Annotated in this window: 12 protein-coding genes; all 12 read left to right on the plus strand. The window is 39.1% G+C overall.

The genetic code is table 11. The annotated features are described in order from the left end of the window. The first annotated feature begins 21 nt into the window (after positions 1 to 21). The 12 genes from HHO41_RS14675 (at position 22) to HHO41_RS14730 (ending at position 12,072) form a co-directional block, all read left to right on the plus strand. Positions 22 to 396: a NusG domain II-containing protein gene (locus HHO41_RS14675; protein WP_169099939.1), complete on the plus strand. Its 375-nt coding sequence runs from the start codon at positions 22 to 24 to the stop codon at positions 394 to 396. A gap of 29 nt (positions 397 to 425) precedes the next feature. Further along, positions 426 to 1,004 (plus strand): Gx transporter family protein, encoded by a 579-nt coding sequence (locus HHO41_RS14680; RefSeq protein WP_169099941.1) that lies wholly within the window; start codon positions 426 to 428, stop codon positions 1,002 to 1,004. After that, positions 967 to 1,764, plus strand: coding sequence for an energy-coupling factor transporter transmembrane component T (locus HHO41_RS14685; protein ID WP_169099943.1), 798 nt, complete (start codon positions 967 to 969; stop codon positions 1,762 to 1,764). The genes HHO41_RS14680 and HHO41_RS14685 overlap by 38 nt, the downstream gene beginning before the upstream one ends. Positions 1,765 to 2,223: 459 nt before the next feature. Further along, positions 2,224 to 3,687 (plus strand): FAD-binding oxidoreductase, encoded by a 1,464-nt coding sequence (locus HHO41_RS14690; RefSeq protein WP_248278479.1) that lies wholly within the window; start codon positions 2,224 to 2,226, stop codon positions 3,685 to 3,687. Position 3,688: 1 nt separating this feature from the next. Then, complete coding sequence (locus HHO41_RS14695; protein ID WP_169099945.1) at positions 3,689 to 4,504, plus strand: electron transfer flavoprotein subunit beta/FixA family protein; 816 nt, start codon at positions 3,689 to 3,691, stop codon at positions 4,502 to 4,504. 3 nt (positions 4,505 to 4,507) lie between these two features. Continuing rightward, complete coding sequence (locus tag HHO41_RS14700) at positions 4,508 to 5,476, plus strand: electron transfer flavoprotein subunit alpha/FixB family protein (protein ID WP_169099947.1); 969 nt, start codon at positions 4,508 to 4,510, stop codon at positions 5,474 to 5,476. A gap of 5 nt (positions 5,477 to 5,481) precedes the next feature. After that, the gene (locus tag HHO41_RS14705; protein ID WP_169099949.1) at positions 5,482 to 7,014 is read left to right on the plus strand and encodes an FAD-binding oxidoreductase; all 1,533 of its coding nucleotides are present in this window, start codon (positions 5,482 to 5,484) and stop codon (positions 7,012 to 7,014) included. 19 nt (positions 7,015 to 7,033) lie between these two features. Next, positions 7,034 to 7,825 (plus strand): electron transfer flavoprotein subunit beta/FixA family protein, encoded by a 792-nt coding sequence (locus HHO41_RS14710; RefSeq protein ID WP_169099951.1) that lies wholly within the window; start codon positions 7,034 to 7,036, stop codon positions 7,823 to 7,825. Beyond that, positions 7,822 to 8,832 carry an electron transfer flavoprotein subunit alpha/FixB family protein gene (locus HHO41_RS14715; RefSeq protein ID WP_169099953.1) on the plus strand — a complete coding sequence of 337 codons (1,011 nt, stop codon included), beginning with the start codon at positions 7,822 to 7,824 and terminating at the stop codon, positions 8,830 to 8,832. Before HHO41_RS14710 ends, HHO41_RS14715 begins: the two co-directional genes overlap by 4 nt. A 189-nt stretch (positions 8,833 to 9,021) precedes the next feature. Then, a complete protein-coding gene (locus HHO41_RS14720; protein ID WP_169099955.1) occupies positions 9,022 to 9,591 on the plus strand; it encodes a glycerol-3-phosphate responsive antiterminator in 570 nt (189 codons plus the stop codon). A gap of 382 nt (positions 9,592 to 9,973) precedes the next feature. Next, positions 9,974 to 10,750 carry an SDR family oxidoreductase gene (locus tag HHO41_RS14725; protein ID WP_211171175.1) on the plus strand — a complete coding sequence of 259 codons (777 nt, stop codon included), beginning with the start codon at positions 9,974 to 9,976 and terminating at the stop codon, positions 10,748 to 10,750. Between the two features lie 47 nt (positions 10,751 to 10,797). After that, on the plus strand, positions 10,798 to 12,072 hold the full coding sequence (locus tag HHO41_RS14730; RefSeq protein ID WP_169099959.1) for an MFS transporter: 1,275 nt from the start codon (positions 10,798 to 10,800) through the stop codon (positions 12,070 to 12,072). Positions 12,073 to 12,150 lie beyond the last annotated feature (78 nt).

Raw genomic sequence — 12,150 nt, forward strand, 5'->3', positions numbered from 1 at the left:
AAAAGGGGAGTAATTCCTATAATGAAAGCATTGCCCAAATTAAAACGTGGTGATTTTATCTTAGTGTTGTTAGTTGGAATCATCGTTTCAATCTCCCTTTTTTGGATGAATTCCCACAGCGAAGCCCAACAAAACAGCCTGATTGCAGACATAACACGCGACGGAAAAGTAATTCAAAAGATTGACCTAAATAAAATTAATAGTCAGCAAACCATTTTATTACAGAATGATGGTTATAAATTAACTGTATTAGCAGAAAAGGGTAAAATACGAGTTTTAGATGCAGACTGTCCGGATAAAATTTGTAAAAACTTTGGATGGCTGACGAAGCCTGGTGACAATGCGATTTGTATGCCTTCAAGAATCATTGTCATGATCGAAGGCGTAGAAAAATAATACACTTCTAGTTAAGTAGGTAACCTCAAATGAACAAAAACAGAAAATTTGCCGTGATCGTTATTTTAGTAACCAATGCCATTTTGATCTCTTTTCTTGAAGCGTTTATTCCCATCCCCGTCCCTGTCCCCGGGGTAAAGCTGGGCCTTGGTAATATTATTACGATGATTGGGATTGCCTTCCTTGAATTGAAGGATGTCATTTTTATTGTCGTCGTGCGCTGTTTAGTCGTAGCCATTTTAACAAGAGGTGTAACGATGCTGGCCTTCAGTTTAAGCGGCGGTATTTTAAGTGCCTTAGTTATGTGGTTCCTGTATAAGAAACTAAATAAATACTTTAGTATTAAAGGGATTAGTATGGCTGGGGCCATTGTTCATAGTACGGCCCAAATTATAGTTGCATCAATCATTTTAGGCCAAACCGTCGTTATATTCTATCTTCCAATTCTATTAATTTCCTCTGTCATCACCGGATTCATTACTGGAAAAATTGGAGAATTAGCCATTTTTGAAGTTAGCCAAAAAGATATTTTCAGCGAAGGAAAATTAACCAGAAAGGACGCTATAGGTTATGGCAAACGATATAACTTTGACCAATCCAACTATTAAAAAAATCGGTAAGTCCTATGAACTTGATGGGCTCATCAAGTTTATTCAGGCCGGGGTGCTTATGGGCATACCGTTTCTTTTTTTAAAACCTATGAGTCTTGTCCTTCTAACCGTGTACTTACTAATTGTAACCTTCATTTTGAGAATGAACAGACGTACTATAGCTATGAGCGCTTTATCTTATTGTATTGTCTTTTTGTTCCCTTATCTTTTTGGATTATTAATGAATTCTCTTTTGTATTTTTTTTCTGGAAACGATATTTTCGCATTTCAACAAAGCCCCTATGAAATTTTTCTAAGATTATTTAGATTATTTATTATTTGGTATGTTAGCATTCTTTATTTTCATACTACTGATACGAAAACAGTGATCGGAATGTTTGATAAACTCTTAACTCCACTGAAGTTCATTGGAGTTCCCGTAGCAGACTACTTAAAAGTAATCATGTGTATTGTTTTAGAGCTTACTGAGATGGGTTCAGAAGTAAAAAAGAGTTTAGCAGAAAGTATGCGTTCAGTAATAGGTGAATCAAGACGGAAATTTAAAGTTAATATCAATGGAGTTTCCAAAATTATTGTTTCATTAATCGTGAATTCCTTTGACAAACTGGATCGAATTGAAAGTTTCATAGAAAAAGCTGAGCCAGATGATTTATACCATTACCGTTTTAAAGTATCAATAAGTGATGGGGTTTCAATATTTTGCTTTTTCTTTTTTACATATTTAGTACTAATCGTGGAGAAGGGGTATTGGTTCTAAGGCGAACCCTTGCTCCATGACAGAAATAAGGACATCGACTGAATACTGGGAAATTATTGAATGGTAATAGGTGTGATGTCCCTTTGTCCCTTTCATAATCGAAATTAATATTGACTTTTCGAAATACCTTTTCTATACTAAAGACAGTTGCTAGAGATGATGTGAGATAAGCGACTCCATATTTGGAGTGCGCTTTTTTTTATGCCCAAAATATTATATTAGAATATTAATATTATTGATAATATTTTGAAAAAGGATTGTGAGATGTAATTTATCAAGATGCAACACTCAAATCCGAATGGCAAAATGTTAAGCTTTCTAAACAAGAATTTATAATGAAAGCGATTGCGATATAACAAAAAAACACACATCTCGCTAAATTTTAGTCTAATGTTGGCCAATCATTAGAATCATACCAATTAATACAAAACTATGAACTGTTGAGAGGAGAAAATCATTATGACAATGACATTAGGGTTAAGAGAAGAAATCGTAGCAAAAATGCAAGAGCTAGTGGGTGCTGAAAACGTTATTACAAACGAAGAGGTATTAAAGGAAAGCTCAGTCGATCGTTATAGGAAATATGAAAAGTACTCAGGCGTTTTCACTCGCCCGATTCCTGCAGCCGTTGTAAAAGCACAAAGTACAGAGCAAATTGCAAACGTTCTAAAATATTGTAATCAGCATGGCATTAATGTAATTCCGCGTACGGGTAATTCCGCGCTTGAAATGATGCTTGAATCCGTCCGTGAAAACCATATCGTGCTTGATGGATCAGATATGAATCAAATAATACAGATTGATGAATATAATATGCAGGCTACAGTTCAGGCAGGTGTGCCTCTTGAGTATTTAGAAAACATTCTTCGTGAAAAAGGCTATACAACCGGACACTCACCGCAATCTAAACCGCTTGCTCAAATGGGTGGAATTGTTGCCGTAAGAAGTATTGGCCAATTCTCAACTCTATATGGCGGAATTGAAGACATGGTTGTTGGCTTAGAAGCAGTCTTCCCTAACGGTGAAATCACACGCATCAAAAATGTGCCACGCCGTGCAGCTGGCCCGGATATTCGCCACGTAATCATTGGTAATGAAGGGGCTCTTTGCTACATCACAGAAGTAACTGTAAAAATGTTCAGATATATGCCTGAAAACAATAAGTACTATGGATTTACATTAGACAACATGAAAACCGGCTTTGAAATTTTACGTGAAGTCATGGTTGCGGGATATAAACCATCCATTGCACGTCTTTACGACCAGGCAGATGCTCAAGGTCATTTCTCTCACTTTGCGAATGATAAATGTGTTCTTGTATTCATGGCAGAAGGTCCAAAAGGGATTACAGAGGCAACTGGTGCTGCAATTGAGGAGATTGTAGGGAAATATTCTGAGTGCCAGCAGGTTGACAGCAAATTAATCGAAGACTGGTTCTTACAATTAAACTGGGGTCCTGAACAGGTAGCGCAAGAAAGAGAAGAAATCATTCAAACACAAAATATGGGCTTTACAACTGAAATCGCAAGCAACTGGGATACCATCAATGAAATTTATGAAGCAAGCCGCAAACGTGTAGCTGAAGAAATTCCTGATATTACATGGGTAGGTGGACACTCTTCACACAGCTACATAAATGGAACAAACCTTTACTTTGTCTATTACTACAATATTGTGGATTGCCCAGTGGAAGAAGAAATTAACAAATACCATAACCCAATCAACAAAATTATCGTTGAAGAAGCGCTTAAGCATGGCGGTACAATGGTACATCACCACGGAGTTGGTAAAGCAAGGGCACCATGGATTAAAGAAGAATATGGTAATTCTTTCTATGTTCTTAAAACACTCAAGAAAGCCTTCGATCCAAACAATGTCATGAACGTAGGAAATATCATTCCTGTTGAATATTTAGAGGACTAATTTGGACATCCTCGTTTGCTTCAAAGTAGTTCATGACTTGGATATGTTAGGCGAGAGCGATTGGGAAACAGGGGAAAACCTAAATATCGACCTTAGCTATACAAAGAAAGCACTGAACAGCTTTGATGAAAGTGCACTGGAAATCGCGTTAAATCTCTCCGATTCATCGGAGGGATTTCATGCGCCGGTGAAACTGACAGCGCTTTCGATTACTGGGGATCTTATAGAAAACTTTATCAAGACATTGTATGCCTTAAAATATGACAAAGTTGTCCAAATTGATTATGCGGGTGATCTTCGCTTTAATTCAGCAGGAGTAGCGCATATAATCGCCGCCTATTACAAAAAACACTGCACTGAGCAGGCCATTTTCATGGGAAGACAAAGCGGGTGTGGAGATAATGGAGAGACACCGCTTCGTGTGGCAGAGTTGTTGGGAATTCCCTGTGTAACAGGTGTATTAAATATGAAACGAACAAGTCGTGAGGATATACTGAAAGTCATCCGGCAGGTTAATAATGGAACCGTCACACAGTTGATTAAGCTGCCGGCTGTTTTTCAAATTGGTGATTCTCCTATTACTCATATGCGTGTACCAACACTGAAGGATAAAATGAATACGAAGAATATGAAAGCGGTTGCTCTTTCGTTGGAAGACCTTAATTTAGATTCAACATACATTCAGGATTTGAGTGATATTGAGCTTATTTCGCTTGTTCGTATAAGAGACGAGCGAAAGACGACAATCATTGATGGAAAGGATGCTTTTGAAAAAGCAGATATCTTATACCATAACTATATAAAGGAGCGGCTCTGAACCATGAATACTGCGTTTGTATTTAATGCCTGCTCACCGCTTTTTCCAAAGGAAATCAATGAATTAAATCATTTTCAACAAACATATATACAACAGGATGCTATACAGGCTTGGGTTATTTCCAGAGAATGTGATGAGCTTCCAAAACCTGCACTGCAAATTGCTATGAGCGAGATCAAGCTAGTGCAAGTAAGAGACGAGACAGATGAAGAAGAAATCTTAGCAGCTTTACTACAGGTCTATCAACAGGAAATGCCTGATTGTGTTATTTTTCCAAGCACTTTGTCTGGTACCTCTCTTGTTGTCAGGTTTTCCGTTCGCTCAGGGGGAACATCTTGTATGTCTGTCACTGTTCGTGAGAGTACAAGTGAAGGTTTGATAATCAACAAGTCGGTTTATGCCAATAATCTAACGGCTAGCTTTCGGATGAAACGTAAGCCGTATTGTTTTTCAGTTGCAAAAATAGCTATTCGGAAAGAGTGGCAGAACATTGAACATACGGTAACAATCATGGAGCCCATCATACCAAACGACCGGAATAGCCATGTATTATCTTATGAATTTCATCAAATTGAAACAGGAGAACCTTTGGATAGCGCAGAAAAAGTGCTTGCTTTAGGAAAAGGTGTAAAGAAGCAAGAACATTTACATGAATTGGAGAAAGCAGCCAATCAAATCGGTCTTGAAATAGGTGTAACAAGACCGATTGCCATGAATGGCTGGACAGATATGGGCCGGTTAATCGGGGCTTCTGGGAAATTGCTATCCCCACGGTTATGTATTGCAGCTGGTGTTTCCGGATCACAGGCCTTTACAGTTGGCATCCGAGACAGCCGATTCATTGTATCCATTAATCAGGATGAATATGCGCCGATTCATAAAATAGCCGACGTTGCCATTATTGATGATTATCAAGAAGTATTAAAAGCGCTATTCCCGCTTATGGAGCAGCAGACAGTGGAAGGAGTGTGAGGAACATGAATCAGTTAATTAGGCCAATGGATGAAAAATATGAGGAATACTTGCATGATGAATCAAGATTAACAGGCAGTGCAAGTACGATTTCATTTCCAAAAACAGAAGCTGAGGTTGTTCACATTGTCAAAGCGATGCGGGAGGCAGGACAGCCAATAACCGTTCAAGGAGCAAAGACAGGAATCAGCGGAGGTGCAGTTCCTTATGGCGGTCATATTATCAATATGACTGAAATGAAAGCAGTCACTGATCTTTGTGAACAGGACGGTATCTTTACTTTATCGGTAGAGCCGGGATGTTCGTTATTAGATCTTCATTCCGGGTTATCAAGACGGGCCTTTGCCACTGAAACCTGGCGTGACGAGGCAAAAGAATTGTTAACTAAACTCAAAAAAACACAGCAACTGATGTGGGCACCTGATCCTACAGAATTATCTGCGACTCTCGGAGGTATAGCCGCGAGTAATGCGCAAGGGGTATGTTCCCGCTTATATGGCAGTGCACGCGATCATATCAAACGCATCCGTGTCGTTACAACTGATGCGGAGATTTGGAAAATCGAACGCGGATGTTATCGGTTCAATCAAGGAGAGGTACTTTTACCTAATGGCAAGAGGCTAAAAGTCGATCCAACGATAATGGGATATGCTGAACAAGCCGACCTCATTGACCTTTTTCTTGGCAGTGAAGGGATGTTTGGCGTGATTACAAATCTCACGCTGGAATTACAGGTACAGCCGGCAGAGCTTTGGGGAATCTGCTTCTTTTTCGACACTGAGGATGATGCTCTTTCATTTGTTGAAATTACTGATGCAGAGAACAAAGAGATTTTAAATCATCTTGCAGCACTGGAATATTTGGACAAGGCCTCGCTTGCTTTTATCCAATGCTTCAAGGAATCAGCTGCCAAGCTTCGTGAGCTTCCTGATTTTCCAAGTGATTTTGCTGCAATGGTCTATCTGGAAATTCATTCTTCTACCGGTGAACAAGCTGAGTTGGCTGCCGAATGGCTGATGGAAAGGGCCGCAGAAGCAGGAAGTGATATTGATACATCATGGGCTGTTTCAGGTGAAGTCGAAATGGAAAAAATCCGTGCCTTTCGCCATGCTGTACCAGAGTCCGTTAATATCCGCATTGAGCAGCTCCGTAAGCACGACGCAACCATAATGAAGCTGGGAACGGATATGGAGTTGCCTGGAGTACCGATTTCTTCCCTTGTTGAAATGTATCGAAAAGATCTCGATGCGGCCGGTCTTGAAGGGGTCATTTTTGGTCACATTTCAAATGGGCATCTTCATGTCAACATTCTTCCGCAGAATGGACTGCAATATGAAATGGGAAAAAAACTTATTTTGCAATGGGGCCAATCAATTGCAGAACAAGGTGGACGGACGACGGTTGAGCATGGAGTCGGCAAATTAAAAAAAGAATTATTTTTCCATACAACTCTACCTGAAACCATCGAGGCTTGGCGAATTGTTAAAAATCAGCTTGATCCAGTTGGTATGTGGAATCCGGGAAATAAGCTTGACTAATGTGTAAAGGAGGGTACTAATGAAAATCGCGGTATGTATAAAACAAGTACCAGCTTCTTCGGATGGGAATATGGACCCGGTACGAGGAGTGCTGATTCGAAATGGGAGTAAGCAGGTCATGAATATATATGATGCTTCAGCCCTTGAAACAGCACTTCGGCTTAAAGAGGGGCGAATAGGCACTGTTGATGTCTTTACGATGGGACCTGAGACTGCCAAGCAAGTGTTGGTAGATGCCTATGCGCTTGGAGCGGATGATGGTTATTTAATAAGTGATAAGAAATTCTCGGGAGCGGATTCTTTAGCGACCTCTTATACGCTTGCGCAAGCCTTAAAAGTCAAAGGTCCGTATGACATCATTTTATGCGGCAGGCAGACAACAGATGGTGATACTGGACAGGTAGGGGCATCGCTTGCTGCTTGGCTGGACATCCCTTACTTGGGCCAGGTAAACAAACTGGAAGAGGCTTCAGATGAATCCATCTCTGTTTGGCAGAATCTTGGGAAGGAAAGAGCCCTTACAAACGTAAAGTTTCCATGTGTTCTTGCCGTTGAACGGGACATTTTTACACCGAGAATGCCTGCGCTACGATTGAAACTTTCAGCAGCGAAAAAACCTGTTATTACTCTTTCCTTAAAAGATATGCCTGTTCAAAATGAAAAATTATATGGTTTGAAGGGGTCACCAACAAGGGTAAAAAGGATTTATACAATTGAGCATCCGAAGGCGGCGCACTTATTTCAGGATGAACCGGATGCTGTTGCTGATAAAATGCTTGTCGCTTTGAAAGAATGGGGACTGGCAAAATGATTGATCTAACAAAATGGCACGATATTTTAGTCTTTATTGAAACAGAGGAAACATCTATTCATCCTGTTTCCCTTCAAATGATCGGCAAAGCTACTGAATTAGCAGAATCTGCTGATTTTGACGTTTATGCTATCGTAATCGGTTCAGGGAAGGATAGGATTTTGCCACAATTGGAAGGGATGCCGCTGAAGAAAGTTTATTTCTATCAAGACGCTGCATTGGAGCATTTTCGGGCCAATTGTTATGCAGGTGCATTGGTTGACTGTATTGAGTTATTAAGTCCTGCTGTTGTTCTGATTGGTGCAACCCCAATTGGCAAAGCAATCGCTCCGATTGCGGCAACTAAGTTTCGCACCGGTTTAACAGCGGACTGTACACAATTGGAGCTAAGGAAAAGTACAGACCTGATTCAAATCCGTCCTGCTTTTGGTGGAAATGTTATGGCGCAAATTGTGACTCCTTATTCCCGTCCGCAATTTGCGACTGTAGGATACAACATGATGGTATCCGCTGTCCGGCAGGCAGGGTATATGCCGGAATGGGAAGTACGAGGCTTGCCTCATGAGGCCAAGGTGTTTGCCGAACGAATCAAAATCATACAGACGGAACGAATAACAGTTGAAAAGGACATAACAAAGGAAAATGTTCTAGTCGTTGCTGGACGGGGAGTGAAAAAAAAGGAAGACCTTGCATTGCTTGATGAATTGGCAATGATACTCGGCGGCAAACTAGCAGCGACAAGAGGTCTGGTGGAAAGGGGGTGGTTACCGCAATCGAAGCAGATTGGGCTATCGGGTAAAATGGTAAGACCAGAAGTTTTACTAGCTTTTGGTGTTTCTGGCTCTGTTCAATTTATGGCAGGCACTCATGGTGCTAAGCATATTATGGCTGTAAACAATGATCCAAACGCAAAAATCATGGCAGAAGCGCATTTACCTATCTTAGGGGATTTATATCTAGTGGTACCGGAATTACTAAAAAAATTGAAAAAAACAAAGATTTCTTAATACCATTATGTTTTCTGATTTTCTTCTTTAAATCATGTAAAGCACATCCGATTATTATTCCGTTATAATTTTTAATGATAAAAGAATGTACTTCTTGTTCATAGTAGGCTAATCTAAAAATATCTTCTAAATTAAGTTTTGATTTTTGGTAGATAAAAAGTTTTTCATTTAATTAACGGAGGGCCTTCTATGAACCAAAATATTATTGAAATATTAGATGAGAATCCAATTATTGCAGGAATTAAGGACGATGACGGTCTTGAAAAAGTACTTCATTCCAGCTGTAATGTAGTCTTTGTTCTATATGGAAATATCTGTTCGATTTCCAATATTGTGAACAAAATAAAAAGTGTTGGGAAGTACGCGTTTGTTGATATTGATCTAGTAGAAGGAACCTCAAATAAAGAAATTGTTGTTGATTTTATGAGAAGAAATACGAAGGCAGACGGCATTATCAGTTCAAAAGCTTCCATTGTCCGTGCAGCGCGTGAAAAAGGGTTTTATACGGTCCATCGCTTCTTCCTGATTGATTCCATGTCCTATCGCAATCTGCCAAAGCAATATGCCGTATCAAAAGCTGATATTGTAGAAATATTGCCTGGCTGTATGCCAAAAGTTCTTGGCTGGGTACAGGAAGCTATTGATGCACCAGTTATTGCTAGCGGACTTGTTTGCGATAAGGAAGATGTTGTAACCGCCCTTAAGGCTGGGGCAATTGCCATTTCATCAACAAATCTTGATGTCTGGGATAATATCTAAACGTAACAAGATCGTTCAGTAAAGTCTATTTGAAATCTAGTAGGTTATTTGATTGGAAATGAGTTCACAAATAGTATATTAATGTAATAAAATGCTGATCTTGTTAATGAATTTTATTGCTATAATTTCATATTGTATTTATAATTAAAGTGTTGCTAGAGTCGAGAGAAAAGCGAACACCCTTATTAGGTGTTCGCTTTTTTTGTGCCAAATTTCGGAGAATAAAGAAATGGTAGGAAAAGACAGTGAATGATTGGCTTTAAATAAGCTTCATTCGATTCTTTATCGTAACAATCCATGGCTAATCAACAACATGAAAACGCTTTTATTTTAATTCACTATCTTGTGTAACATCCGAAAATATATTTAGGAGGAAGTAATGATGGAAATTCAAGAATTCTCAATGGACTTTTTCTCGCTAAAAGGCAAAAATGCTATCGTAACAGGTGGAAATTCTGGGCTTGGCCGTGCGTTTGCGCTGGCATTAGCAAAAGCAGGAGCAAATCTCTTTATTCCGAGCATTATGGAAGATGACGGAACAACGAAAAGCTTAATAGAAGAAGCCGGATCTAAAATGGAATTTCTTCGAATTGATATAGCAGAAAAAGGGGCACCTAAGAAAATTATTGAAAATTGTGTGGAAAAGTTCGGCTCCGTTGATATCGTAGTGAATAGTGCAGGGATTTGCAAATTGGCAGAAGTGCTTGATTTTGATCGCTCTAAATGGGACCCAATGATTAATATTAACCTTACAGCTGCATTTGAATTAAGCTATGAAGCAGCACAAGTGATGATTCCACAGCGTAGTGGAAAAATCATTAATATTTGCTCGTTGTTCTCATTCCTTGGTGGACAGTGGTCTCCAGCTTATGCAGCAACAAAGCATGGAATTGCCGGTTTAACAAAGGCTTACTGTGATGAACTTGCACAGTACAACATCCAAGTGAATGGAATTGCACCAGGTTACTATGCGACAGATATTACGAAAGCAACAAGAAGCAACCCAGAAACAAATAAGAGAGTACTTGATCATATTCCTGCAAACCGCTGGGGAGATGTAGCTGACTTAATGGGAACAACAGTATACCTTGCAAGCCGTGCTTCCGATTATGTAAATGGACATATTTTAACGGTTGACGGTGGATATTTAGTTCGATAAGAGCTGCATTATAAAATGATTCCCAATTAGAACGAGGAGGATTAAACATGACAGAATCTAGAAGAGCCTTTATGAAAAAATATGGTACTTTGCTTTTATTAGCAGCAGGGGCAGGAATCATTTTTCAGCTCCCATATATAAGAGAAACGTTTTATCCGCAGATTCAGGAAGCAATGGGTTTGAGCAATAAGCAAATGGGTCTTTTGTCTTCAGGTTATTCAGCTATGGCTATATTCTCTTATTTTATAGGTGGGATAATAGCAGATAAATTTTCTGCTAGGAAGTTGCTTGCTTTTTCGTTTGTTACAACTGGTTTGTTAGGTTTTTGGTTTTCAACGTTTCCAAGCTATAATGTAGCTCGATTAATTTTTGTATTAATGGGTATTTCTACGATTGTTACTTATTGGTCAGCTTGTATAAAGGCAACTCGTATGTTAGGGACGTCGGAAGAGCAAGGTAGATTGTTCGGGTTACAAGAGGGGTTACGCGGTGTCATGAATGCGCTTTTAGTTTTTGTGATGACAGCCGCATTTGTTCATTTTTCAGCAAATAGTGAAATACTAGGCACTTCTATGGCTATTAAAGTGGTTTCAATCGTAAACATTATACTTGGGATTTTGCATTATATTTTTATTGAAGATACGAAAACAAATGAAAATAATCAATCCATAGTTGAAGTTACAAAGGGCATGTTTAAAGCTCTAATTATTCCTCGAGTTTGGATTTTAATTGCGATTGTTTTTACCGCCTATAGTGTTTATGGGTTACTCGGATATCTTAACACCTACGCTGTAAAATATTTTGGATTATCGGCAGCACTTGGATCGACCTTAGGAGGTATTCGTTATTTAATTCAAGGAGCCGGTGGAATTATTGGTGGATTTTTAGCTGATAAAATTAAATCCAGAGTTAAAGTTATTGTTATTGGTTGTTCGGGGTTAGTGATTTGCTTTGGTTTATTGATTGTGTTGCCTGCTAAAGCAAGTTTACTTCCAGCTATCGTGGCTAATTTCTTGTTTGGCTTACTATTCATTTATGCTGTAAGAAGTCAATATTTTGCCATTCACGATGATGCAGGTATTCCAGTAGCGATGAGTGGACGAGTTTCAGGAATCGTTTCTTGTTTAGGTTATGCACCAGATATCTTCATGTTTGCGTTGGTTGGTTCTTGGATGGATTCATATGGCGTAACCGGATTTAAAATGACTTGGGCGTATGCATTAGTTGCTTCAGTTTTATGTATTGTTCTCTCTGTTGTTTTGAATCGTATTATTATGAAGAATAAAGCAATGATAGGAAAAGATAGTGAATTATCGGCATAGAATAAACGTTGCTATTTAGTCAGATAAACGCGGAAATCTAGGATAAGGAGGGGTTCTGTCTAAAGGGTCCCTCTTTTT

The organism is Bacillus sp. DNRA2 (assembly GCF_012843265.1).
GTDB lineage: Bacteria > Bacillota > Bacilli > Bacillales > Cytobacillaceae > Bacillus_BU.